Genomic DNA, 22,157 nt, shown 5'->3' with positions numbered 1-22,157 from the left:
CGATGACCAAACTGGAGATTTGAAATGACTGTCGAACGCTATATCCGTGTGATTGCTGGCGCCTTCGTGCTGCTGACTGTGCTGCTGGGCGCGCCGGCCAGCCCGATCTTCGTATCGCAGTGGTTTTTGCTGTTCACCGGCTTCGTCGGCGCCAACCTGCTGCAATTCGGTTTCACCAACAAATGCCCGCTGGGCTTTTTCCTGCGCAAGCTGGGCGTGCCCGATTCCAAAGCCAACTGCTGCGGCTGATCGGGCAGGGTGATGGCACGTTCTGCTCATCCCCGTCTCAAGTTCCTCGCGCCCGGCTGGTTTGCCGTGGTCGTGGGCTGGGGCGGTCTCGCGCTGGCCTGGCATCAGGCCACAGTTCTGCTGGGTGAGCCCGCTGCCCTGATTGCGCAAGTGCTGGGGTGGTCTGCCATCGTTGCGCTGGGTTTGCTCGCGCTGCTCACCGGGCTGAGACTGCAGCGGCATGCCACCGACTGGCTGGCCGATGTGCGCCACCCCGTGCGGCATCCCGTGCTGGCTCTCGTGCCCATGGCGATGCTGGTGACGGCCGGATTCGCCGTGCAGGTGCTGGGCGCGGGCAAGGTCTGGATGTCCGGGTTCTGGATGCTGGGCGCCCTGGCGCAGTTGGCCGCGACGGTCTGGGTGTTTCACCGTTTGCGGCAGAGCGCAGCGACTGACAAAGGGCCGAACTGGTCGGGCATCACCCCCGCGTTGTTTCTGGCCGCAGCGGGCAATGTGGTCGTGCCTTATGCCGGCGCCGCACTGGGTTTCCAGATCTGGTCCGTGGCGCAGTGGACGATCGGCGCGCTGTTTTTTGTCGTGGTGCAAGTGCTGTTCATGGTGCGCGTCATTGCTTTGGGCATGCTGCCGCGCAAGCTCCTGCCCATGCTGTTCATCACCATTGCGCCGCCGGCGGCCGGGGGGCTGGGCCTGGCCCAACTCGGCGCCCCCGTCGAGGCCCTGGAAGGGGCCTGGGGCATTGCCCTGTTCTTCGTCATTCTGAGCTTTCTGTCTTTCAAGCCGATAATGCAGGAGGCCTTCACCATCGGCCACTGGGCGCTGTCGTTCCCCCTGGCGGCGTTCGCCGGGCTGTCGATCCATCTCGCCCTCGCAACCCAGAACGGCGCCATGCAGACCTTCGCCATTCTGACGCTGGCGCTGGCCTCGGTGATCATCGGCTGGCTGACTCTGGCAACGGCGCGGGGCCTGCGCGATGGCAGCCTGCTGGCGCCCGAGCCGGTGGCATTGATACATGCGGTCTGATCGAGAAGGGTTGGCACACCCGCCTGATTCGCACGGCTCGCCTATGATGGAAAAGATGGAGAAGATTGGATGAAGCGCAGCACCAAGCCCTTACAGATTCCCGGAGCCCTCACCATGTCAGTTCTGACCAACGAAGCCTCACGCACCGACATTCTCAACCGTCTCAAACGTGCCGAAGGGCAGATGCGCGGCGTGCAGCGCATGATCGAAGAGGGCGAGCCCTGCCTGAAGGTGGCGCAGCAACTCTCGGCGGTGCGCAAGGCGCTCGACAGCACCTTTGTGCGCATGACCGTGTGCTATCTCGAACAGGAGCTCGGCGGGCGTCTGGAGGCTGCCGAGGGTGGTGAGCAGCCCAGGCTCAGCGCCATGCTCGACGAAGTCGAAACCCTGCTGGCGCGCATGGCCTGAGGTTTTCAGCGGCCAGCGGCCTCGATGATGCCGCCACCCAGGCAGACTTCACCGGCATAGAGTACGGCCGACTGCCCCGGCGTGACGGCCCATTGCGGTGAGTCGAACTCCAGGGTGAAGCGGTCAGTGCCTTGCCCCTGATAGCGGCAAGCCGCGTCCGTCTGACGGTAGCGGGTTTTTGCACCGTAAACGACGGACTCTTCGGCAGGCGCCGTTCCCGCCACCCAACTGGCTGATAGCGCCTGCAGCGTATGGCTTTGCAGCAGCGGGTGGTCGTGGCCTTGCGCCACGATGAGTTCATTGCGGGCCAAATTTTTTCCGGCGACGAACCAAGGCTCGCCGCTGCCGCTCTTGCTCCCCCCCAGGCCGATGCCCTTGCGCTGCCCCAGGGTATAGAACGCCAGCCCCATGTGCCGCCCCACGGTCTTGCCTTCGGGGGTTTTCATCGGCCCCGGCTGCGTGGGCAGGTAGCGACTGAGGAACTCGCGGAACGGCCGCTCGCCGATGAAGCAAATCCCCGTCGAATCTTTTTTGCGGGCATTGTGCAGCCCGATCTGTTCAGCCACCTTGCGCACTTCGGTTTTATTCAGCTCGCCCACCGGAAACAGCGTGCGCGCAAGCTGCGTCTGGTTGAGTCGGTGCAAAAAGTAGCTCTGGTCTTTCGAGGCATCCAGGCCGCGCAGCAGCTCGAATCCCTGGTCGGTCTCACGCACGCGCGCATAGTGTCCGGTGGCGATGCGGTCTGCTCCCAGGCGCATGGCATGGTCGAGAAAGGCCTTGAACTTGATCTCGGCATTGCACAGCACGTCCGGGTTGGGGGTGCGCCCGGCAGCGTATTCACGCAGGAATTCAGCGAATACCCGTTCCTTGTACTGCGCGGCGAAGTTCACCGCCTCGATGTCGATGCCGATGCGGTCGGCCACGCTGGCGGCGTCGAGCCAGTCCTGGCGGGAGGAACAATACTCGCTGTCATCGTCGTCCTCCCAGTTTTTCATGAACAGGCCGACGACCCTGTATCCCTGTTGTTTGAGCAGCCAGGCGGAAACGGAGGAATCGACCCCGCCGGAAAGCCCGACCACGACGGTGCCGCGAGAAGAAGACGTCATGCGCGAATTGTAGGAAGGCATGCAGCAACGCGGGCGGGGCTCTCAAGAAAACGCCGGGCCGTCCCAAGTTTTCTTGACCCCCTCGGGGGGCCTGACGCGAATGCGGCAGGTCTGGGGGCGCTCATGAGAAAACGCCGGGCCGCCCCAAGTTTTCTTGACCCCCTCGGGGGGCCTGACGCGAATGCGGCAGGTCTGGGGGCGCTCACGCGTACACGCTGGGGTCGGTGGCGATCAGTTCCAGGGGGTGGCGCTGCCCTCGCAGGTAATCTTCGATGCAGCGCAGCACCAGCGGGCTGCGATGGCGGCTGGCACTAGCGCGCAGGGTATCGATATCCATCCACAGCGCGCGCACGATGCCCTCATCGAGTTTGCGCTCGGCATCGGCTTCGGAGGCGTCGCCGCAGAACGCCAGACGCAGGTAGCTCACATCCCGGCTTCCCTGCCAGGTGCGCGACAGATAAACCCCTACCAACGCGGTTGGGGTGAATACCCGGCCCGTTTCCTCAAGGGACTCACGCACCACGCCCTGCAGTGGGCTCTCCCCGGCTTCCAGGTGGCCTGCGGGCTGGTTCAGCCGCAGGCCGTCGGGCGTCTGTTCTTCGACGAGCAGAAAATGACCGTTGCGCTCGACGATGGCGGCGACGGTGACGCGAGGACGTGCAGAGGGATCGGGGGGCATGGCGGGGGGCATGGATGAAGCGGAGTGGGGTCTGGCGCAGAATATTAAAAAATGCAAAAGAGATTTCCCGATGCAGCGCATCTTGCGCTGCAGAAATCTGAGGGAAATCGCGGGATAATGCGACGTTTGGTATGGCTCAGCCAAGCAGATTTGTCGTGACTGAGTGGGGCTGAAACGGAACTCTGTTCGTGCCGCGTTCAGACCCTGATCAAGAAGACTTCAAAGGAGAGACTCCATGCGTATTGGCATTCCGGCAGAAACCTTGGCCGGCGAAGCCCGTGTTGCAGCAACACCGGAAACCGTCAAAAAACTCATCGCCCAAGGGCATACCGTGGTGGTCGAGGCTCATGCCGGCCTGCGCGCCGATGCCCCGGATGCAGATTACCTCGCCGCAGGCGCCGCCATCGTCGATCGGGCCGAGGCTTTTGCCGCCGAGATGGTGCTCAAGGTTCGCCCTCCCACGCCTGAAGAACTCGGGCTGATGAAGCCGGGCACGGTGCTGATCGGCATGCTCGATCCGTTCAACGCCGACGGCTTGCAGGCCATGGCCGCCGCCGGTCTGACGGCGTTCGCGCTCGAAGCCGCGCCTCGCACCTCGCGTGCGCAGAGCATGGACGTGCTGTCCAGCCAGGCCAATATCGCAGGTTACAAGGCGGTCATCCTGGCCGCCAACCTCTATCAGCGCTTCATGCCCATGCTGATGACGGCGGCCGGCACGGTCAAGGCCGCGCGCGTCGTCGTGCTCGGCGCGGGTGTGGCCGGGCTGCAGGCCATTGCCACGGCCAAACGCCTGGGTGCGGTGATCGAGGCGTCGGATGTGCGCCCTGCAGTCAAGGAGCAGGTCGAATCCCTCGGGGCGAAATTCATCGATGTGCCGTTCGAGACCGATGAAGAGCGCGAGATCGCCCAGGGTGTGGGCGGTTATGCCCGCCCCATGCCCGCCAGTTGGATGCAGCGACAGTCTGCCCAGGTGGCTGAACGCATCAAACTGGCCAATGTGGTCATTTCCACTGCGCTGATTCCCGGCCGCCGCGCCCCGGTGCTGATTACCGAGGAAATGGTCAAATCGATGAAGCCGGGCTCGGTGATCATCGACATGGCCGCCGCGCAGGGCGGCAACTGTCCGCTGACCGAGGCCGGAAAGACCGTGGTCAAACACGGCGTGACCCTGGTGGGAGAAACCAATCTGCCCGCACTCGTCGCGGCCGATGCGTCGTCGCTTTATGCGCGCAATGTGCTTGATTTTCTCAAACTGGTGCTCGACAAGGAAAAAGGCTTTGTGGTGAATGGGGAAGACGACATCGTCGCCGCCTGCCTGATGTGCCGAGATGGGCAATTGCAGCGCAAGACGGCCTGAAGGTCTGTCCCGATCCATTGCCACTTCAACGATTTTCATCCTGAACAAGGACAGAACCATGCATGAAATATCTCCCTTGGTGATCAATTTCACCATTTTCGTATTGGCGATCTATGTGGGTTATCACGTTGTGTGGAATGTCACGCCCGCGCTGCATACTCCGCTGATGGCGGTGACCAACGCCATTTCCGCCATCATCATCGTGGGCGCCATGCTGGCCGCCGCGTTGACCGTGACGCCACTGGGCAAGGTGATGGGCACCCTCGCTGTCGCGCTGGCCGCGGTCAATGTTTTCGGCGGTTTTCTCGTGACGCGACGCATGCTGGCCATGTTCAAAAAGAAAACGACCGACAGGAAATAAAAACACCACACCAGCGGATTTCCGCCGTTTCCCGCCGCGCACTGGGCACCTATCCCTGGCCGGTTCAGCGGCAGGTGACGCGAAGCATCAAGGACTTCATTTATGACACTCAGCATGAATCTCGTGACCCTGCTGTATTTGCTCGCAGCGGTCTTTTTCATTCAGGCGCTCAAAGGGTTGTCGCACCCGACGACAAGCCGCCGTGGCAATGCATTCGGCATGGCGGGCATGACCATAGCGGTCTTGACCACAGTGGCTTTGATCATCAAGGTCGGTGGTGATGCCGGTGCGCTCGGTCTTGGCTATGTGCTGCTGGGGTTGGTGATCGGCGGCGGTATCGGCACGGTCATGGCCAAGCGCGTGGAAATGACCAAAATGCCCGAGCTGGTTGCCTTCATGCACAGCATGATCGGTCTGGCCGCCGTGTGCATCGCAGTGGCCGAAGTCGCCGAGCCGCACGCCTTCGGCATCGTCCAGGCCGCTGGCGATCCGCTGCCTGCGGGCAACCGCGTCGAACTGTTCATCGGCACGATCGTGGGCGCCATCACCTTCAGCGGTTCGGTCATTGCGTTCGGCAAACTCGCCGGGCGCTACAAATTCCGCCTGTTTCAGGGTGCGCCCGTGCGCTTTGCCGGGCAGCATGGGCTCAATCTGATCATCGTTCTGGCCGCCATCGGTTTCGGGATTTGGTTCTGGGCCACTGCGGCGTGGACGCCTTTTCTCATCATGATGGCGCTGGCTTTCATACTGGGCGTGTTGATGATCATCCCGATCGGCGGCGCCGATATGCCGGTGGTCGTTTCGATGCTCAACAGTTATTCCGGCTGGGCCGCGGCCGGCATTGGGTTTTCGCTCGAAAACAATATGCTCATCATTGCCGGTTCGCTGGTGGGATCGTCGGGTGCGATTCTGAGCTACATCATGTGCAAGGCGATGAACCGCTCGTTCATCAGCGTGATTCTGGGCGGGTTTGGTGCCGAGGCTTCGTCGGGCGCCGCACAGGCGCAGCAGCGTGCGGTGAAATCGGGCAGCCCCGATGATGCCGCCTTCCTGCTGTCGAATGCGGAAACGGTGATCATCGTCCCGGGTTACGGTTTGGCCGTGGCCCGCGCGCAGCATGCCGTGAAGGAACTGGCACAGAAACTCACCGAGCGCGGCGTAACGGTGAAATACGCCATACATCCCGTGGCGGGTCGTATGCCAGGCCATATGAACGTGCTGCTCGCCGAGGCCGAAGTGCCTTATGACCAGGTTTTTGAAATGGAAGACATCAACCCCGAATTCGCGCAGGCCGATGTTGCCGTGATTCTCGGCGCCAACGACGTGGTCAATCCGGCGGCGAAGACCGACCCCAAATCACCGATTGCCGGTATGCCGATTCTGGAGGCTTACAAGGCCAAAACGGTGATCGTGAACAAGCGTTCGATGGCTGCTGGGTATGCAGGACTGGATAATGAGCTGTTTTACATGGACAAGACCATGATGGTCTTCGGCGATGCCAAAAAGGTCGTTGAAGACATCACCAAGGCGATCGAGTGAGTTATTGAACCCTTTCGCTGCTTATGTTTGTGCCCGCCTCGTGCGGGCTTTTTTATTCTTTGTTTTGTCGTATGATTGAGTGCGTTTTGTTTTCAACACAGGAGAAGGTGCTCATGGCAACGTATAAAGAATTGCAATTACAGATCGAAGCCCTCAAGCAGCAGGCCGAGGCGCAGCGCAGGGCAGAGCTTGCCGCCGTGATCGGCGATATTCGCGCCAAAATGGATGAATACGGTATTACCCTGGCCGATCTCGGCTCGCGCCGGGGAGGGGCTTCCTCCAAGGGGTCGACCGTCGCGCCGAAATACCGCAATGCGCAAACCGGTGAAACCTGGACCGGGCGGGGCAAGATGCCGCGTTGGCTCCAGAGTGCGGTGGACAGCGGCAAAAGCAAGGAATCTTTCCTGATCTGAATGCGGCTCAGCGCTTTGCATCGATGTTGCGAGTGCGACTCGCAGCATGAAAAAGCCGGGGGATGCCCCGGTTTTTTTATCGGTGGCAGCCTCAACTGCCCATTGCGTTATGTCATGATTTTTACGCGAAGAAATGGGGATGGCGGCCAAAAACAGCGAGCATGGTGTCCGAGCCAGAAATCTTGCGCATGAACGACTCCAACATTCCCATCTGGGCGGCCCGCAGCGGCTGGTGGGAGTGTTTGCAGCCGGGAGAAAAAGCCCGCGTGGCTGCCGAAGTGGGCTATCAGACGGTGCCTTCGGGTGAGGCGCTGCAGCGGCTGGGCGAAACCGCCCAGCATTGGATAGGCGTGATGTCGGGGCTCGCCAAATTCATCGTGACGACGGCGAGCGGCAAACCGCTGATCTATTCCGGCGTGGGAGCCGGTGGCTGGTTCGGTGAAGGGACGTTGATGCGACGGGAGGTCTGGCGTTATCAGGCTCAGGCCATCCGTTCCTGCGAACTGGCTCTGATGCCGCGAGAGACTTTTCTCTGGCTGCTTCAACACAATATCGCGTTCAACCATTATCTGCTGCAGCAACTCAACGACCGACTGGAACTGATGACCCTGCAGGTGCTGGATGATCAGCAAGGCGGCGCCGATTCGATCGTTGCCCGAACCCTGCGGCATTTGTTTCACCCGCTTGCCGGTGCGAATGGCGGCGCGCTCAAAGTCACGCAGTCGGAAATCGGCCAACTTTGTCATTTGTCGCGCCAGCGGGTGAATCAGGCCTTTCAACGCCTGCAGGCGGATGGCGTGCTGCATTTGCGCTACGGTGAGGTGGAGATTCTCGATGCGGCCAAGCTGCGCGCGTGGGAATTTCGCACCATGAATGCCAAGCCCAGGGAGTCATCGCGCCTTGAATCGGGTCACACGGCGGCGGCCGTATCAGATGCAACCGGGGACAGAACGAGCGCCAGTTCGGCCGACCCGCTGGGATGCGGAATGCGCGGATAGGGCGGACTGGGCCACTCCCACAGCGCGCCAGGGAAAACGGCGCGCATGGCCAGAATGTCACAGTGATAGGGCGGCCCCTGAATCCACCCTTCCTCCACGCCGGGTTTGGCGGCCTGCATGAACAGCGCAAACAGCCGACCTCGGGGCGCCAGCCAGCGGCGCAGGCGCTGGGCGTAGGCCATCCAGTCGTCGGGGTAAAGTGCGCACAGGCAGGTCTGCTCCCAGATGGCATCAAACGGTTGCGGCGCATTCCACCGCCGCACGTCAGCTTGCAATACGGTCGCATTCAAACCTTGCTCACGCAGGCGCTTGGTGACCAGCGCCACGGCCTGCTCGGCGTAGTCCAAAGCCGTGACCTCGAAGCCCGCAGCCGCCAGATGCAGCACCTCGTGGCCCGCGCCGCAGCCCGGCACCAGAATGCGGCAGGGCTGGAGTTCTCCGGAGGCGATCCAGTGCAGCAGTTGTGGATGGACGGCACCGCGATCCCACCCGGTGGTGCGGGTGCGAAAGCGTTCGTTCCAGAATTCAACGGTCGGTCCGGGCATGATGGGCGGGCTGCGGAAAAGGGGACATACGCAATGGCGCAGATCGGTCGCGCAGCATTGCTGTGGGGAATTCCCTAGAATCATCTTCGTTTCATTTCTGCCATCGTAGCCGCCGTTGACCATGCCTGTTTCCACTGTCCCCGCCATCGTGCAAATCGACGCGCTCGATTTTGGCTATGGCGAGCGTTTGGTTCTGCGCCAGATCGAGATGAGCGTCCAGCGCGGCCAGGTCGTCGCGGTCATGGGGGCGTCTGGCGGGGGAAAGACCACGCTGCTGCGGCTGATCGGCGGACAGCTCAGGCCGCAGCGCGGTTCGGTGCAGTTCGAGGGGCAGGATCTGGCGGGCGCTTCGCAGGATCAGATTTTTGCCATGCGCAGGCGCATGGGCATGCTGTTTCAGTTCGGTGCCCTGTTCACCGACATGACCGTGTTCGACAACGTGGCGTTTCCGGTGCGCGAGCACACCGATCTGCCGGAGTCGATGATCCGCGATCTGGTGCTGATGAAGCTCAACGCCGTAGGGCTGCGCGGCGCGCGCGATCTGTATCCGGCCGAACTGTCCGGCGGCATGTCGCGGCGGGTGGCGATGGCGCGGGCCATCGCGCTCGATCCGGCGCTGGTGATGTATGACGAGCCGTTCGCCGGGCTCGACCCCATTTCGCTGGGCATTTCGGCGCGGCTGATCCGCAGTCTCAACGACGCGCTGGGGCTGAGCAGCATCGTGGTATCGCACGATGTCGAGGTGACCTTCGACATCGCCGACTACGTCTACATTCTGGGCAATGGCAGCCTGATCGCGCATGGCACGCCGCAGCAGATGCGCGAGAGCGCCGATCCGCTGGTGCATCAGTTCGTGAGCGGCGAGCCCGACGGCCCGGTACATTTTCATTACCCCGCAACGGCGATAGACGATGACTTTTTGCGCCCCGCCGGTGTGCGCAAGGAGCGGGCATGACCGTTGCCGACAGACTGGTTTCCATCGGCGCTGGCACGCGGCAACTGCTCGCCAGCCTGGGTTATGGCGCGCGCCTGTTCGTGCGGCTGCTGTGGCTGGTCGGGCGGGTGTTCATGCGCCCGAGCCTGCTGATTCAGCAGATGTATTTCCTCGGCAATCTGTCGCTGGTCATCATCGCGGTGTCGGGTCTGTTCGTCGGCTTCGTGCTGGGGCTGCAGGGCTACTACACCCTGTCGCGTTACGGCTCGTCGAGCGCGCTGGGTGTACTGGTGGCCTTGTCGCTGGTGCGCGAACTTGGCCCCGTGGTCACGGCACTGCTGTTCGCCGGGCGCGCGGGCACCTCGCTCACCGCCGAAATCGGCCTGATGAAGGCGGGCGAGCAGATTGCCGCGATGGAGATGATGGCCGTCGATCCGGTGGTGTACGTGCTCGCTCCGCGGTTCTGGGCCGGGGTGATCGTCATGCCCCTGCTGGCTGCGGTGTTCAGCGCGGTGGGTATTCTGGGCGGCTACGTCGTCGGCGTGGTGATGATCGGGGTGGATTCCGGTCAGTTCTGGTCGCAGATGCAAAGCGGCGTGGATGTGTTCAAGGACGTGGGCAATGGCGTGATCAAGAGCGTGGTATTCGGCCTGGCCGTGACCTTCGTCGCCCTGCTGCAGGGCTGGCGCAGCCAGCCCACGCCCGAAGGCGTTTCGCGGGCGACGACGCGCACCGTGGTCATCGCCTCGTTGGTGGTGCTGGCGCTGGACTTCGTGCTGACCGCCATGATGTTCAGTACCTGAGGGCATGAGGCCCTGGAGTTGTCGGAAATGAATCAACGAAAAATCGATCTGTGGGTGGGTATATTCGTCGTGCTGGGTGCGGCCGCCCTGCTGTTTCTGGCGCTCAAGGCGGGCAACCTGCTGCAGATCAATTGGGGGCCGACCTATACGGTGACGGCGCGTTTCGACAATATCGGTGGCCTCAAGCCCGATGCGCCGGTCAAGAGCGCGGGCGTGGTGGTGGGGCGCGTGACCTCCATCACCTTCGACAATCAGACCTTCCAGGCCGATGTGCACATGGCCATCGATCAGCGCTATCAGTTTCCGGTGGACACCTCGGCCAAGATTCTGACCGCCGGATTGCTGGGCGACCAGTACATCGATCTCAGCCCCGGCGGGAGCGAAAAGAATCTCGCCAACGGTTCGGTCATCCGCAATACCCAGTCGGCCGTGGTGCTGGAAAACCTGATCGGTCAATTCCTGTATAACAAGGCGGCTTCGAGTGGAGCGGGCAGCGAATGAAAAAACAAGCCATACGACTATTGCCACTGCCGGCGCTGGCGGCGCTGATGCTGCTGGGCGGCTGCGCCACGCACAACCCGCAAGACCCGCTCGAACCGTACAACCGGGCGATGTTCACCTTCAACGACAAGGTGGACAAGGCCGTGGTCAAGCCGGTGGCCACGGGCTACAAAGACATCACGCCCACCCCGATCCGCCACGGCGTGACCCATTTCTTCGGCAATCTGGGCGATGTGTGGTCGATGACCAATGATTTTCTGCAGGGCAATGTGCACGATGGCCTGAGCACCTTCATGCGCGTGGGAGTGAATACGGTGTTCGGTTTGTTCGGCACGCTCGACATCGCCACCGAGATGGGCATTTACAAACACCCCAACGACTTCGGGCTGACGCTGGCGCGCTGGGGTGTGGGCTCCGGACCTTATGTGGTGCTGCCGCTCCTGGGGCCGAGCACGGTGCGCGATGCTGCGGGTACAGGCCTGTCTTTTGCCTATGGTCCGACGGCGCAGATCAACCCACACAGGGACAGGTATGGCGCGATGGCGCTCGATGCGGTGAATACCCGTGCCAATCTGCTCAATGCCTCCAACCTCTTCGAACAGATTTCGCTCGATCCCTATGTCTTCACCCGCAGCGCGTATGAGCAACGGCGCAAATCGCAGGTCGAAGAGGTGCGTGACCGGCCCATCATCGATCTGGGCGAGCCCAACCCGCTGGCCAAATACAGCTATGGCGACGTCAATGGGGGCTTGCTGGGCATTGACTCCCCGCCGTCGAGCGATGCAAAGCCCGGCCCCAAGTCGGATTCCCCCTCGCCCTGAAGCGGTTCGCGCTGTCATCCTCAAGGACAGCGGCGCGTTGATCGATACATCACAAGAACTGGAGAACCCCCATGCTTCGACGCCATTTCGTGGCCTTGTCCCTGTCCGCCGCGGTCTTGCTGGCCGGGGCGCCCGCGCTCGCCCCGGCGGCGGACGTGAAGGGTGCAGACACGCTCTCGCCACCGCAACTGATCGAGTCGATGTCCAATGAAATCATCCACGACGTGCAGCAGGACCCCAAGCTGCGCAGCGGCGATCCAGAAATCGTGATGCAGTTTGTGGAAGAGAAAATCCTGCCCCATCTGGACTTCAAGAAAATCACCCAGAGCGCCGTGGGGCGTTACTGGCGCGAAGCCACTCCGTCGCAGCGCAGTGCGCTGGAACAGCAGTTCAAGCAATTGCTGGTCTATACCTACGCCGGCGCCGTCAAGCAGGTCAAGGATCAGAAGGTCAAGATGCTGCCCTACCGCGAGCCCGCGAATGCACAGGAAGTGACGGTGCGTACCCGCGTGATCAACAACGGCGAGCCGCTGCAACTCGACTATCGCCTGGAAAGCACGCCCGCAGGCTGGAAGATTATCGATGTCAATGTCATGGGCATCTGGCTGGTCGACAACTACCGCAGCGTGTTCGCGCAGGAGATCGGGCAAAAAGGCATCGACGGCTTGATTGCCACGCTGAAGGAAAAAAACCAGAACCTGGCGCAGGCCAAGGGTTGATCCGGGTTCCATCATGCCGGTTTACGCCCTGCCCGCTGCTCTGACCCTCGATACCGCATCGGCCGTGCGGCGCCAGGCGCTGGCGGCTTTGCAGGCGCAGCCCGCCCCTTGGGTGGTCGATACGAGCGCCTTGCAAGCCTTCGACTCCGCCGCATTGGCTTTTCTGCTGGAATTGCGACGCGCGGCGCCTGGGCAGGCCCTCGAAGTGAACGCCGTTCCGGCGAGATTGCGTGATTTGGCCAACGCTTACGGGCTTGCCTTTCTGTTTGGCGCAACCGACGCGCCCCTCTGATTTTTCGCCCCCGCGCGGGGTGGCGCATCGCGTCCGTCCGATGCGAGCGCTGTTCATGACTCATGTCCTCGACCTCTCCCGCAGTCTCCTTTGATCGCGTCGTCAAACAGTATGGCCGCAACCTGGCCGTCGATGGCGTTGTGCTCGACATCGACGACGGCGAGTTCTTCGGTCTGCTCGGACCCAACGGCGCGGGCAAGACCACGCTCATCAGCATGCTGGCCGGGCTCACGCGCCCGACTTCGGGGCATGTGCGGGTCGCTGGGCACGATGTGCAAGCCGAAGCCGCGACCGTGCGCCGACTGCTGGGCGTGGTGCCGCAGGAACTGGTGTTCGACCCGTTTTTCACCGTGCGCCAGGTGCTGCGCATTCAGTCTGGGTATTTCGGCTTTCGCAAAAACGAGCTGTGGATCGACGAACTGCTGCACAACCTCGGACTCAGCGCGCAGGCCGACAAGAACATGCGGGCCTTGTCCGGCGGCATGAAGCGCCGGGTGATGGTGGCGCAGGCGCTGGTGCACCGGCCGCGGGTCATCGTGCTCGACGAACCGACCGCGGGGGTGGACGTGGAACTGCGCCAGTCCTTGTGGGAATTCATCGCCCGGCTCAATGCCGAAGGCCATACCGTGTTGCTGACCACGCACTATCTCGAAGAAGCCGAGGCGCTGTGCAAGCGCATCGCGGTGATCAAGGGCGGCAAGGTCGTCGCGCTCGATCGTACCGAGGCGCTGCTGCAGCGGTTTGCGTCGTCCGTGCTGTACTTCCGTCTGGTCAAGGGGCGACTGCCCGTGGGACTGGGGGCGGAGCAGGGCGCTCGTGTGGCGCTTGCGGTGCGGGGCGCACAGGATGTGGAGCAAAAGCTGGCCGCGCTGCGTGAAGCGGGTTGTGAAATCGACGATCTCGAACTGCGGCGTGCCGATCTCGAAGACGTGTTCCTCGAACTGATCGGAGCTGCGCGATGACCGGGCTGCAAACGCTGCTGCAAAAGGAGTTGCAGCGCTTTCTCAAGGTGGGTTTTCAGACCGTGGCGGCCCCCGTGGTCACGGCGCTGCTCTACCTGCTGATTTTTTCGCATGCGTTCACGGCGCACATGCAGGTGTTCGGCCATGTGCCATACACCGCCTTTCTCATTCCCGGTCTGATGATGATGAGCGTGCTGCAAAACGCATTCGCCAATACCTCGTCTTCGCTCATTCAGTCCAAGATCACCGGCAATCTGGTGTTCGTGCTGCTGTCTCCGCTCAAGCCCTGGGAGTTGTTCGTGGCCTACGTCGGCGCTTCGGTGTTGCGCGGGCTGATGGTCGGCGCCGGGGTGCTGTTGGTGACGATGTGGTTCGTGCCGCTGACCTTCGCGTATCCACTGTGGATTCTGGTCTTCGCCGTCCTCGGTGCGAGCATGCTGGGCGCACTCGGACTGATTGCGGGGATCTGGGCGGAGAAGTTCGACCAGATGGCTGCTTTTCAAAACTTCATCATCACCCCCGCGACCTTTCTGTCTGGCGTGTTCTACTCGGTGCACAGCCTGCCGGGTTTCTGGAAGCTGGCCTCGCACCTCAATCCGTTTTTCTACCTGATCGACGGCTTCCGCTACGGTTTTTTCGGTGCGGGCGATGTCTCGCCCTGGGTCAGCCTGCTCGCGGCGCTGCTGGGCAACCTGCTTTGCGGCGGCATCGCCCTGACCATGTTGGTGCGCGGCACCAAACTTCGGAACTGAAACCCCATGTCCCTGCCCACCCCGCAAGACCTCCATCGCTACATTGCCGCCGGGCTGGAATGCAGCCATCTGCAGGTCGAGGGCGATGGCCAGCATTTCTACGCCACCATCGTCAGTCCGGCTTTCGAAGGTCTGAACCGGGTGCAGCGACATCAACGGGTGTACGGCGCCCTGGGCGAGCGCATGCGCGCGGAAATCCACGCGCTGTCGATGAAAACGCTCACCCCGCAGGAATTCGCGGCCTTGCCCAAGCCCTAAAATCACATGTTTTGCACGCTTGGGGTCGTGTTCCCGGCAGTGCAAGTCTGCTGGTACGGAAGTCTTTATGGACAAACTCAGAATCACCGGGCAGCGCGCGCTGCAAGGCGTGGTGCAGGCCAGCGGGGCAAAAAACGCCGCGCTGCCGCTGATGGCCGCCGCGCTGCTCACCGCCGAGTCGGTGCACTTGAGCAACGCGCCGCAGCTCATGGACGTGCGCACTCTGGCCAAACTGCTGCGCAGCCTCGGCGCCCAGGTCGAACAGGACGGCGCGCAGATTCAGATCAACGCTGCGGGGGTGCATCACTACGAGGCTTCCTACGACTTGGTCAAGACCATGCGCGCCTCGGTGCTGGTGCTCGGTCCTCTGCTGGCGCGATTCGGCCAGGCGCGGGTGAGCCTGCCGGGGGGCTGCGCCATCGGCGCGCGTCCGGTCGATCAGCACATCAAGGGGCTGCAGGCGCTGGGCGCGGAGATCGCGGTGGAGCACGGTTACATCGTCGCCCGCGTGGCCACGCCTTCCGGCCGCTTGCGCGGGGCGCGCATCAGCACCGACATGGTCACCGTGACCGGCACCGAGAACCTGATGATGGCCGCTGCACTGGCCGAGGGCGAGACCCTGATCGACAATGCGGCGCGCGAGCCCGAGGTCGTCGATCTGGCGCATCTGCTGCGCGCCATGGGCGGGCAGATCAGCGGCGAGGGCACCTCGCAGATCCGCATTCAGGGGGTGGACGCTCTGCACGGCGCGTCGCACCGCATCATTCCCGACCGCATCGAAGTCGGCACTTTTCTGTGCGCCGCCCTGGCCGCGCGCGGCGACGTGACGGTGCAGGGGGCCGAACCGGCGCACCAGGACGCCTTGCTCGACAAACTGCGTGAAGCGGGCGCGCAGATCGACACCGGCGAGGGCTGGATACGCCTGCGCGCCGAAGCGCTGCCGGGCGGCCGTGCGCGCGCCGTCTCGGTGCGCACGACCGAATACCCCGGCTTCGCGACCGACATGCAGGCGCAGTTCATGGCGGTGAACTGTCTGGCCGAGGGCGCCGCGCGCATGACCGAAACCATTTTCGAGAACCGCTTCATGCACGTGCAGGAACTCATGCGGCTGGGCGCGCAGATCGAGATCGACGGCCACACCTGCGTGGTGCACGGCGTACCGCGGCTCTCCGGCGCCAACGTCATGGCCACCGACCTGCGCGCCTCGGCCGGACTGGTGGTGGCCGCGCTGGCGGCCGAGGGCGAGACCCTGATCGACCGCATCTATCACCTCGACCGCGGCTACGACGCGATGGAAGTCAAGCTGCGCGGCCTGGGCGCGCAGATCGAGCGTATCAGCGGCCATTGAAAGAATTCACATGCTGACCCTCGCACTGTCCAAGGGACGGATTTTCGAAGACACGCTGCCCATGCTGGCGCGTGCGGGCATCACCGTGTCGGGCGATCCCGAGTCCACGCGCAGGCTCATCCTGCCGACCAATCGGCCCGATGTGCGCGTGGTGCTGGTGCGCGCCAGCGACGTGCCCACCTATGTGCGCTACGGCGGCGCCGACATCGGCGTGGCCGGGCTGGACGTGCTGCGCGAATACTTCGCGGGCAACGGTGCCGACGGCCTTTATCTGCCGGTCGATCTGGGCATTGCCCGCTGCCGCCTGAGCGTGGCGGTGCGGCACGATTTCGACTACGCAGGCCAGGTCAGACAGGGCGCGCGTCTGCGGGTGGCCACCAAATACCTGCACATGGCGCGCGAGCACTTCGCCACCAAGGGCGTGCACGTCGATCTGGTCAAGCTCTACGGCTCGATGGAACTGGCGCCGCTGACCGGGCTGGCCGATGCCATCGTCGATCTGGTGTCCACCGGTGGCACGCTCAAGGCCAATGGCCTGGTCGAGGTCGAGCCCATCATGGACATTTCCGCGCGCCTGATCGTCAATCAGGCCGCGCTCAAGACCCGCACGGCTTTGCTCAAGCCCCTGATCGATCGTCTGCGCAAAGCCGCGCAGACGCCCGAGGAGACCGCCGCATGAATGCACCGATCAATGCCCTGTCGCTGCGCAGGCTCGACGCCACCAGCCCCGACTTCGAGGCGCATTACCGCGCGCTGTTTGCCCGCATGGCCGAAGAAAACGCCGAGATCGATGACCGCGCCGCCGACATCCTGCGCGACGTGCAGCAGCGCGGCGACGCCGCCGTGCTCGACTTCACCCGCAAGTTCGACCGCCTCGATGTGCCCGACATGGCCGCGCTGGAAATCAGCCAGACCGAGCTGCAGGCGGCGCTTGCCGTCATCACCCCCGAGCAGCGCAGCGCGCTCGAAGCCGCCGCCGCGCGGGTGCGCCGCTACCACGAGCGCCAGTTGCAGCACGTCGGCCAGAGCTGGGAGTACCGCGACGAAGACGGCACGCTGCTCGGCCAGAAGGTCACGCCGCTCGATCGCGTGGGCCTCTATGTGCCCGGCGGCAAGGCCGCCTATCCCTCCTCGGTGCTGATGAACGCCATTCCGGCGCATGTGGCCGGGGTGCAAGAGATCATCATGGTCGTGCCCACGCCCGACGGCGAGCGCAATCCGCTGGTGCTGGCCGCGGCGGCCGTGGCCGGGGTGAGCCGCGCCTTCGCCATCGGCGGCGCGCAGGCCGTGGGCGCGCTGGCTTACGGCACGGCCACGGTGCCTGCGGTGGACAAGATCGTCGGCCCCGGCAACGCCTATGTGGCGGCGGCCAAGCGCCGGGTGTTCGGCGTCTGCGGCATCGACATGATCGCCGGGCCGTCCGAGATTCTGGTGCTGGCCGACGGCAGCACCCCGCCCGACTGGGTGGCGATGGATCTGTTCAGCCAGGCCGAGCATGACGAGCTGGCGCAAAGCATCCTGCTCTGCCCCGATGCGGCCTACATCGACGCCGTGACCGAGGCGATCCACCGGCTGCTGCCCGACATGCCGCGCAAGGCCATCATCGCGGCCTCGCTGACCGGTCGCGGCGCGCTCATCCGCGTGCGCGATATGGCGCAGGCTTGCGATCTGGCCAACCGCATCGCGCCGGAGCATCTGGAAATCTCCGCACAGAACCCGCACCAGTACGTGCCCGCGCTCAAGCACGCCGGTGCGCTGTTCCTCGGCGCCTACACCTCCGAATCGCTGGGCGACTATTGCGCCGGGCCGAACCACGTCCTGCCCACCTCGGGCACGGCGCGATTTTCCTCGCCGCTGGGGGTGTACGACTTCATCAAGCGCTCCAGCCTCATCGAAGTCAGCGCCGAGGGTGCGCAGCAGCTCGGCCGCATCGCCAGCGTGCTGGCCCACGGCGAGCGGCTGACCGCGCATGCCCGCGCCGCCGAAATGCGGCTGCGCTGAAACGAAAATGCCATGAGCCGATTCTGGAGCGATGTCGTTCACGGTCTGACCCCTTATGTGCCGGGCGAACAACCGCGCATCGAAGGGCTGATCAAGCTCAACACCAATGAATGCCCTTATCCGCCCAGCGACCAGGTGCTGCAGGCCATCGCCGCGCAGACCACAGGCGATTTGCGGCTGTACCCCGATCCGCAGGCGGCCAATCTGAAGGCAGCAATCGCACGCCATCACCGGCTGACGCCCGAGCAGGTCTTCGTCGGCAACGGCTCGGACGAAGTGCTGGCCCATGCCTTCATGGCGCTGCTGCGGCACAGCAAGCCGCTGCTGCACCCGGATATTTCGTACAGCTTCTATCCCGTCTATGCCAGGCTGTATGGCATCCAGACCCGCGAGATCGCGCTGCGCGCCGATTTCTCGATTGCGGTCGACGACTATCTGCAGGCCGGGCCGAACGGGGGCATCGTCTTCCCCAATCCCAATGCCCCAACCGGCATGGCGCTGCCCCTCTCGGAGGTGGAGCACCTGCTGACGGGCAATCCCGATTCCGTGGTGGTGGTCGATGAGGCCTATGTCGACTTCGGTGCGCAGACTGCCGCCGGGCTGATTCATCGTTACCCGCAATTGCTGGTGATCCGCACCCTGTCCAAGGCCTGGGCGCTCGCCGGTCTGCGCGTGGGTTATGCACTCGGCCACCCCGATCTGATCGACGCGTTGACGAGGGTGAAGGACAGCTTCAACTCCTATCCACTGGATCGTCTGGCGCAGGCAGGCGCCACTGCCGCGCTGCAGGATGAAGACTGGCTGGCACAAACCAGCGCGCGCATTCAGGCCAGCCGCGAGGCCTTGAGCGAAGGCCTGCGCGCGCGCGGCTTCGAAGTGCTGCCCTCAAAGGCGAATTTCGTGTTTGCGCGCCACCCTGCGCACGAAGGCGCACGTCTGGCGGCGCAGTTGCGCGAGCACCGCATTCTGGTGCGGCAGTTCGCTCGTCCGCAGCGCATCGCCGACTTTCTGCGCATCACCATCGGCACGCCGCAACAGTGTGAAGCCTTGCTGTGCGCTTACGACGCCATCGCGCAAGAGGCGGCCTCCCTGTCCTGACGTTACGATAGCTCCCATTGCGTATCGCCTGCCCACCGCCGTTTTCACGCCACTTCCCATGCGCACTGCCCAGGTTTCCCGCAGCACCGCCGAGACGCAGATCACCGTGTCCATCAACCTCGATGGAACCGGCGTTTCCAAACTGTCCACGGGCGTGGGTTTTTTCGATCACATGCTCGACCAGATCGCCCGGCACGGGCTGATCGACCTCGACATCCAGGCCAAGGGCGATCTGCATATCGACGCGCATCACACGGTGGAAGATGTGGGCATCACGCTGGGTCAGGCGCTGGCGCGCGCCATCGGCGACAAGAAGGGCATCCGCCGTTATGGCCATGCCTATGTGCCGCTCGACGAGGCGCTGAGCCGCGTGGTGATCGACTTTTCGGGGCGTCCTGGCCTGGAATGGCAGGTGCCGTTCACCCGCGCGATGATCGGCGAATTCGACGTCGATCTCGCGCACGAATTCTTTCAGGGGCTGGTCAATCACGCCGCGATCACCGTGCATGTCGACAATCTGCGCGGCGACAACGCGCATCACCAGTGCGAAACCGTGTTCAAGGCATTCGGCCGTGCCCTGCGGGCTGCCGCCGAGCGCGATCCCCGCATGGGCGGGGTGGTTCCGTCGACCAAAGGTTCGTTGTAAATTCGCGCCACTGCCTGACGCTGGCTGACCTGTTCGCCCTTCGACCAATCGACCTTTTCCAACTGAATCGATGAAACGCGTTGCCGTCGTGGACTATGGCATGGGCAATCTGCGCTCGGTGTCGCAGGCCGTGGCGCATGTCGCTGCAGGTTCTGATTTCGACGTGGTCGTGACCTCCGATCCCGCCGTGGTGCGCGCTGCCGACCGCGTGGTGCTGCCTGGGCAGGGCGCCATGCCCGACTGCATGCGCGAACTGCGTGAATCGGGTCTGCAGCAGGCGGTGCTGCAAGCGGCTGCCAGCAAGCCGCTGTTCGGGGTCTGCGTGGGCATGCAGATGCTGCTCGATCACAGCACCGAAGGCCATGTCGACGGGCTGGGCCTCATCCCCGGCCAGGTGCAGCGCTTTGCCCTCGAAGGGCAGTCGCAGCCCGATGGCAGCCGCTACAAGGTGCCGCATATGGGCTGGAACGCCGTCTGGCAGGGGCGCGACGAACGCGGCGCGGTGCATCCGCTGTGGGCACGTGTGCCCGATGGTGCGGCGTTCTATTTCGTCCACAGTTACTACGCCGCCCCGGAGGACGGCCGCCACAGCGCGGGTGAAACCGAGTATGGCGTGCGGTTCGCCAGCGCGGTGGCGCGCGACAATCTGTTCGCCACCCAGTTCCACCCCGAAAAAAGCGCGGACGCGGGGCTGATGCTCTATCGCAATTTTCTGCACTGGTCGCCTTGAACGTATCCGTAAACTTGGTGCTTTCCGCTGGTTTTTCCGCTTGTTTTCCTGATTCCATCTCCGTGTTCTGATTCTCTTTCCTCTGCCCTGACATCATGTTGCTCATTCCGGCAATCGACCTCAAGGACGGCCAGTGCGTTCGCCTCGAACAAGGCGAAATGCAAGGCGCCACGGTGTTTTCCGAAGATCCCGCCGCCATGGCCAGGCACTGGATCGACCAGGGCGCCGAGCGCCTGCATCTGGTCGACCTCAACGGCGCCTTCGCCGGCAAGCCGCGCAATGCCGAGGCCATCTCGGCCATCCTCGACGAAGTGGGGGATGAAATTCCGGTGCAACTCGGCGGCGGCATCCGCGATCTCGACACCATCGAGGCCTACCTCGACCAGGGTCTGAGCTATGTCATCATCGGCACCGCCGCAGTGAAAAGCCCCGGCTTCCTGCGCGACGCCTGCAGCGCATTTGGCGGGCACATCCTCGTCGGCCTGGACGCCCGCGACGGCAAGGTGGCCACCGACGGCTGGAGCAAGCTCACCGGCCACGAGGTCGCCGATCTGGCGCGCAAGTTCCAGGACTACGGCATCGAAGGCGTGATCTACACCGACATCGGTCGCGACGGCATGCTCACCGGCATCAATATCGAGGCCACGGTGCGACTGGCCGAAGTGCTCGAGGTGCCGGTCATCGCCTCCGGCGGTCTGTCGGGCATGGCCGACATCGAAAGGCTCTGCGCAGTGGAGAGCAGCGGCGTCGAAGGCGTGATCTGCGGCCGGGCCATCTACAACGGTGCGCTCGATTTCGCGGCGGCCCAGCGCTTTGTATCCAGCCGTTAGCTGCCCATGCTGTTCAAACGCATCATTCCCTGCCTCGACGTCAACGGCGGCCGCGTGGTCAAGGGCGTCAACTTCGTCGGCCTGCGCGATGCCGGCGACCCGGTGGAAATCGCCGCGCGCTACAACGCGCAGGGCGCGGACGAACTCACCTTTCTCGACATCACCGCCACCAGCGACGCGCGCGATCTGCTGCTGCATCAGATCGAGGCGGTGGCGTCGCAAGTGTTCATTCCCCTGACGGTGGGCGGGGGCGTGCGCACCGTGGACGACGTGCGCCGACTGCTCAACGCCGGCGCCGACAAGGTCAGCTTCAACTCGGCTGCCGTGGCCAACCCGCAGGTCATCGCCGAGGCCTCGGCCAAGTACGGCGCGCAGTGCATCGTCGTGGCCATAGACGCCAAGCGCCGCGCGGATGGCGAGGGTTGGGAGGTCTATACCCACGGCGGCCGCAAGGCAACCGGGCTGGACGCCGTGCAGTGGGCGCTGGACATGGCTCGCGCCGGTGCCGGCGAAATCCTGCTCACCAGCATGGACCGCGACGGCACCAGGGCGGGCTTCGATCTGGCGCTCACCCGTGCCGTGTCGGATGCGGTCAGCGTACCCGTCATCGCCTCGGGCGGCGTGGGCAACCTCGATCATCTGGCCGAAGGGTTTTTGCAGGGCCACGCCGATGCCGTGCTCGCCGCCAGCATCTTTCACTACGGCCAGTACACCGTGGGGCAGGCCAAGCAGTATCTGGCCTCGCGCGGCATAGCCATGCGACCTGAGCTGTCGCTTTGAGACAACT

General features: G+C 63.7%; 28 protein-coding genes. 25 read left to right on the top strand and 3 right to left on the bottom strand.

Annotated elements, in window-relative coordinates; all coding sequences use genetic code 11:
• Positions 1-24 precede the first annotated feature (24 nt).
• The 3 genes from RBR52_RS06555 to RBR52_RS06545 all read left to right on the top strand — a co-directional run bounded on the left by RBR52_RS06555 (position 25) and on the right by RBR52_RS06545 (position 1,677).
• Entirely contained in the window at positions 25-249 is a 225-nt protein-coding gene (locus RBR52_RS06555) for a DUF2892 domain-containing protein (protein ID WP_320376397.1), read from the top strand.
• A gap of 12 nt (positions 250-261) precedes the next feature.
• Positions 262-1,269 (top strand): SLAC1 anion channel family protein, encoded by a 1,008-nt coding sequence (locus RBR52_RS06550; protein WP_320376396.1) that lies wholly within the window; start codon positions 262-264, stop codon positions 1,267-1,269.
• Positions 1,270-1,383: 114 nt separating this feature from the next.
• Positions 1,384-1,677 (top strand): metal-sensing transcriptional repressor, encoded by a 294-nt coding sequence (locus RBR52_RS06545; protein ID WP_320376395.1) that lies wholly within the window; start codon positions 1,384-1,386, stop codon positions 1,675-1,677.
• 5 nt (positions 1,678-1,682) lie between these two features.
• On the opposite strand, the gene mnmA is transcribed toward RBR52_RS06545, so the two are convergent.
• Both mnmA and RBR52_RS06535 read right to left on the bottom strand, forming a co-directional pair.
• Entirely contained in the window at positions 1,683-2,783 is a 1,101-nt protein-coding gene (mnmA, locus tag RBR52_RS06540) for a tRNA 2-thiouridine(34) synthase MnmA (RefSeq protein ID WP_320376394.1), read from the bottom strand.
• 202 nt (positions 2,784-2,985) lie between these two features.
• Entirely contained in the window at positions 2,986-3,462 is a 477-nt protein-coding gene (locus tag RBR52_RS06535; protein WP_320376393.1) for an NUDIX hydrolase, read from the bottom strand.
• A 235-nt stretch (positions 3,463-3,697) separates the two neighbouring features.
• On the opposite strand from RBR52_RS06535, the gene RBR52_RS06530 reads away from it, so the two are divergent.
• From RBR52_RS06530 to RBR52_RS06510, 5 genes are all read left to right on the top strand, one after another.
• Positions 3,698-4,819, top strand: a complete 1,122-nt coding sequence (locus RBR52_RS06530) for a Re/Si-specific NAD(P)(+) transhydrogenase subunit alpha (protein WP_320376392.1) — start codon at positions 3,698-3,700, stop codon at positions 4,817-4,819.
• A 58-nt stretch (positions 4,820-4,877) separates the two neighbouring features.
• Positions 4,878-5,180, top strand: a complete 303-nt coding sequence (locus RBR52_RS06525; RefSeq protein ID WP_320376391.1) for an NAD(P) transhydrogenase subunit alpha — start codon at positions 4,878-4,880, stop codon at positions 5,178-5,180.
• 102 nt (positions 5,181-5,282) lie between these two features.
• Positions 5,283-6,719, top strand: coding sequence for an NAD(P)(+) transhydrogenase (Re/Si-specific) subunit beta (locus tag RBR52_RS06520; protein WP_320376390.1), 1,437 nt, complete (start codon positions 5,283-5,285; stop codon positions 6,717-6,719).
• 23 nt (positions 6,720-6,742) lie between these two features.
• Positions 6,743-7,132 (top strand): H-NS family nucleoid-associated regulatory protein, encoded by a 390-nt coding sequence (locus tag RBR52_RS06515; protein ID WP_413818299.1) that lies wholly within the window; start codon positions 6,743-6,745, stop codon positions 7,130-7,132.
• Between the two features lie 188 nt (positions 7,133-7,320).
• Entirely contained in the window at positions 7,321-8,130 is an 810-nt protein-coding gene (locus RBR52_RS06510; RefSeq protein ID WP_320376389.1) for a Crp/Fnr family transcriptional regulator, read from the top strand.
• Here the strand turns inward: RBR52_RS06510 and RBR52_RS06505 are convergent.
• Positions 8,043-8,675 (bottom strand): methyltransferase domain-containing protein, encoded by a 633-nt coding sequence (locus RBR52_RS06505; RefSeq protein WP_320376388.1) that lies wholly within the window; start codon positions 8,673-8,675, stop codon positions 8,043-8,045. The genes RBR52_RS06510 and RBR52_RS06505 overlap by 88 nt on opposite strands.
• Before the next feature lie 121 nt (positions 8,676-8,796).
• Between RBR52_RS06505 and RBR52_RS06500 the strand changes: the two genes are divergently transcribed.
• The 17 genes from RBR52_RS06500 to hisF all read left to right on the top strand — a co-directional run bounded on the left by RBR52_RS06500 (position 8,797) and on the right by hisF (position 22,150).
• Positions 8,797-9,630 carry an ABC transporter ATP-binding protein gene (locus RBR52_RS06500; RefSeq protein WP_320376387.1) on the top strand — a complete coding sequence of 278 codons (834 nt, stop codon included), beginning with the start codon at positions 8,797-8,799 and terminating at the stop codon, positions 9,628-9,630.
• Entirely contained in the window at positions 9,627-10,412 is a 786-nt protein-coding gene (mlaE, locus tag RBR52_RS06495; protein WP_320376386.1) for a lipid asymmetry maintenance ABC transporter permease subunit MlaE, read from the top strand. The genes RBR52_RS06500 and mlaE overlap by 4 nt, the downstream gene beginning before the upstream one ends.
• Before the next feature lie 27 nt (positions 10,413-10,439).
• Positions 10,440-10,913, top strand: coding sequence for an outer membrane lipid asymmetry maintenance protein MlaD (gene mlaD / locus RBR52_RS06490; protein WP_320376385.1), 474 nt, complete (start codon positions 10,440-10,442; stop codon positions 10,911-10,913).
• The gene (locus RBR52_RS06485) at positions 10,910-11,734 is read left to right on the top strand and encodes a VacJ family lipoprotein (protein ID WP_320376384.1); all 825 of its coding nucleotides are present in this window, start codon (positions 10,910-10,912) and stop codon (positions 11,732-11,734) included. Before mlaD ends, RBR52_RS06485 begins: the two co-directional genes overlap by 4 nt.
• A 71-nt stretch (positions 11,735-11,805) precedes the next feature.
• Positions 11,806-12,453 (top strand): ABC transporter substrate-binding protein, encoded by a 648-nt coding sequence (locus RBR52_RS06480; protein ID WP_320376383.1) that lies wholly within the window; start codon positions 11,806-11,808, stop codon positions 12,451-12,453.
• 13 nt (positions 12,454-12,466) lie between these two features.
• Complete coding sequence (locus tag RBR52_RS06475; protein WP_320376382.1) at positions 12,467-12,745, top strand: lipid asymmetry maintenance protein MlaB; 279 nt, start codon at positions 12,467-12,469, stop codon at positions 12,743-12,745.
• Between the two features lie 62 nt (positions 12,746-12,807).
• Positions 12,808-13,707, top strand: coding sequence for an ABC transporter ATP-binding protein (locus RBR52_RS06470; RefSeq protein ID WP_320376381.1), 900 nt, complete (start codon positions 12,808-12,810; stop codon positions 13,705-13,707).
• Complete coding sequence (locus RBR52_RS06465; RefSeq protein WP_320376380.1) at positions 13,704-14,459, top strand: ABC transporter permease; 756 nt, start codon at positions 13,704-13,706, stop codon at positions 14,457-14,459. Before RBR52_RS06470 ends, RBR52_RS06465 begins: the two co-directional genes overlap by 4 nt.
• A 6-nt stretch (positions 14,460-14,465) precedes the next feature.
• Positions 14,466-14,717: a BolA family protein gene (locus RBR52_RS06460; protein WP_320376379.1), complete on the top strand. Its 252-nt coding sequence runs from the start codon at positions 14,466-14,468 to the stop codon at positions 14,715-14,717.
• A 67-nt stretch (positions 14,718-14,784) separates the two neighbouring features.
• A complete protein-coding gene (murA, locus tag RBR52_RS06455) occupies positions 14,785-16,065 on the top strand; it encodes a UDP-N-acetylglucosamine 1-carboxyvinyltransferase (protein ID WP_320376378.1) in 1,281 nt (426 codons plus the stop codon).
• A gap of 10 nt (positions 16,066-16,075) precedes the next feature.
• Complete coding sequence (gene hisG / locus RBR52_RS06450; RefSeq protein ID WP_320376377.1) at positions 16,076-16,744, top strand: ATP phosphoribosyltransferase; 669 nt, start codon at positions 16,076-16,078, stop codon at positions 16,742-16,744.
• The gene (gene hisD, locus RBR52_RS06445) at positions 16,741-18,066 is read left to right on the top strand and encodes a histidinol dehydrogenase (protein WP_320376376.1); all 1,326 of its coding nucleotides are present in this window, start codon (positions 16,741-16,743) and stop codon (positions 18,064-18,066) included. The genes hisG and hisD overlap by 4 nt, the downstream gene beginning before the upstream one ends.
• A 12-nt stretch (positions 18,067-18,078) precedes the next feature.
• The gene (hisC, locus tag RBR52_RS06440) at positions 18,079-19,164 is read left to right on the top strand and encodes a histidinol-phosphate transaminase (RefSeq protein ID WP_320376375.1); all 1,086 of its coding nucleotides are present in this window, start codon (positions 18,079-18,081) and stop codon (positions 19,162-19,164) included.
• Positions 19,165-19,222: 58 nt separating this feature from the next.
• Positions 19,223-19,810: an imidazoleglycerol-phosphate dehydratase HisB gene (gene hisB / locus RBR52_RS06435; protein ID WP_320376374.1), complete on the top strand. Its 588-nt coding sequence runs from the start codon at positions 19,223-19,225 to the stop codon at positions 19,808-19,810.
• Between the two features lie 70 nt (positions 19,811-19,880).
• Positions 19,881-20,540: an imidazole glycerol phosphate synthase subunit HisH gene (gene hisH, locus RBR52_RS06430; protein WP_320376373.1), complete on the top strand. Its 660-nt coding sequence runs from the start codon at positions 19,881-19,883 to the stop codon at positions 20,538-20,540.
• A 95-nt stretch (positions 20,541-20,635) separates the two neighbouring features.
• Positions 20,636-21,370, top strand: a complete 735-nt coding sequence (hisA, locus tag RBR52_RS06425; protein WP_320376372.1) for a 1-(5-phosphoribosyl)-5-[(5-phosphoribosylamino)methylideneamino]imidazole-4-carboxamide isomerase — start codon at positions 20,636-20,638, stop codon at positions 21,368-21,370.
• A 6-nt stretch (positions 21,371-21,376) separates the two neighbouring features.
• Positions 21,377-22,150, top strand: a complete 774-nt coding sequence (gene hisF, locus RBR52_RS06420; protein ID WP_320376371.1) for an imidazole glycerol phosphate synthase subunit HisF — start codon at positions 21,377-21,379, stop codon at positions 22,148-22,150.
• Positions 22,151-22,157 lie beyond the last annotated feature (7 nt).

Origin of the sequence: Thiomonas sp. (assembly GCF_034007205.1) — a bacterium.
GTDB lineage: Bacteria > Pseudomonadota > Gammaproteobacteria > Burkholderiales > Burkholderiaceae_C > Thiomonas.
The sequence above is the reverse complement of the archived record's forward strand: the minus strand, read 5'-3'. Positions and strand labels throughout refer to the sequence as shown.

Coding starts and splice junctions, on each gene's coding strand:
- RBR52_RS06555 (WP_320376397.1), top strand. CDS start 25: ATGACTGTCGAACGCTATATCCGTGTGATTGCTGGCGCCTTCGTGCTG.
- RBR52_RS06550 (WP_320376396.1), top strand. CDS start 262: ATGGCACGTTCTGCTCATCCCCGTCTCAAGTTCCTCGCGCCCGGCTGG.
- RBR52_RS06545 (WP_320376395.1), top strand. CDS start 1,384: ATGTCAGTTCTGACCAACGAAGCCTCACGCACCGACATTCTCAACCGT.
- mnmA (WP_320376394.1), bottom strand. CDS start 2,783: ATGACGTCTTCTTCTCGCGGCACCGTCGTGGTCGGGCTTTCCGGCGGG.
- RBR52_RS06535 (WP_320376393.1), bottom strand. CDS start 3,462: ATGCCCCCCGATCCCTCTGCACGTCCTCGCGTCACCGTCGCCGCCATC.
- RBR52_RS06530 (WP_320376392.1), top strand. CDS start 3,698: ATGCGTATTGGCATTCCGGCAGAAACCTTGGCCGGCGAAGCCCGTGTT.
- RBR52_RS06525 (WP_320376391.1), top strand. CDS start 4,878: ATGCATGAAATATCTCCCTTGGTGATCAATTTCACCATTTTCGTATTG.
- RBR52_RS06520 (WP_320376390.1), top strand. CDS start 5,283: ATGACACTCAGCATGAATCTCGTGACCCTGCTGTATTTGCTCGCAGCG.
- RBR52_RS06515 (WP_413818299.1), top strand. CDS start 6,743: ATGTTTGTGCCCGCCTCGTGCGGGCTTTTTTATTCTTTGTTTTGTCGT.
- RBR52_RS06510 (WP_320376389.1), top strand. CDS start 7,321: ATGAACGACTCCAACATTCCCATCTGGGCGGCCCGCAGCGGCTGGTGG.
- RBR52_RS06505 (WP_320376388.1), bottom strand. CDS start 8,675: ATGCCCGGACCGACCGTTGAATTCTGGAACGAACGCTTTCGCACCCGC.
- RBR52_RS06500 (WP_320376387.1), top strand. CDS start 8,797: ATGCCTGTTTCCACTGTCCCCGCCATCGTGCAAATCGACGCGCTCGAT.
- mlaE (WP_320376386.1), top strand. CDS start 9,627: ATGACCGTTGCCGACAGACTGGTTTCCATCGGCGCTGGCACGCGGCAA.
- mlaD (WP_320376385.1), top strand. CDS start 10,440: ATGAATCAACGAAAAATCGATCTGTGGGTGGGTATATTCGTCGTGCTG.
- RBR52_RS06485 (WP_320376384.1), top strand. CDS start 10,910: ATGAAAAAACAAGCCATACGACTATTGCCACTGCCGGCGCTGGCGGCG.
- RBR52_RS06480 (WP_320376383.1), top strand. CDS start 11,806: ATGCTTCGACGCCATTTCGTGGCCTTGTCCCTGTCCGCCGCGGTCTTG.
- RBR52_RS06475 (WP_320376382.1), top strand. CDS start 12,467: ATGCCGGTTTACGCCCTGCCCGCTGCTCTGACCCTCGATACCGCATCG.
- RBR52_RS06470 (WP_320376381.1), top strand. CDS start 12,808: ATGTCCTCGACCTCTCCCGCAGTCTCCTTTGATCGCGTCGTCAAACAG.
- RBR52_RS06465 (WP_320376380.1), top strand. CDS start 13,704: ATGACCGGGCTGCAAACGCTGCTGCAAAAGGAGTTGCAGCGCTTTCTC.
- RBR52_RS06460 (WP_320376379.1), top strand. CDS start 14,466: ATGTCCCTGCCCACCCCGCAAGACCTCCATCGCTACATTGCCGCCGGG.
- murA (WP_320376378.1), top strand. CDS start 14,785: ATGGACAAACTCAGAATCACCGGGCAGCGCGCGCTGCAAGGCGTGGTG.
- hisG (WP_320376377.1), top strand. CDS start 16,076: ATGCTGACCCTCGCACTGTCCAAGGGACGGATTTTCGAAGACACGCTG.
- hisD (WP_320376376.1), top strand. CDS start 16,741: ATGAATGCACCGATCAATGCCCTGTCGCTGCGCAGGCTCGACGCCACC.
- hisC (WP_320376375.1), top strand. CDS start 18,079: ATGAGCCGATTCTGGAGCGATGTCGTTCACGGTCTGACCCCTTATGTG.
- hisB (WP_320376374.1), top strand. CDS start 19,223: ATGCGCACTGCCCAGGTTTCCCGCAGCACCGCCGAGACGCAGATCACC.
- hisH (WP_320376373.1), top strand. CDS start 19,881: ATGAAACGCGTTGCCGTCGTGGACTATGGCATGGGCAATCTGCGCTCG.
- hisA (WP_320376372.1), top strand. CDS start 20,636: ATGTTGCTCATTCCGGCAATCGACCTCAAGGACGGCCAGTGCGTTCGC.
- hisF (WP_320376371.1), top strand. CDS start 21,377: ATGCTGTTCAAACGCATCATTCCCTGCCTCGACGTCAACGGCGGCCGC.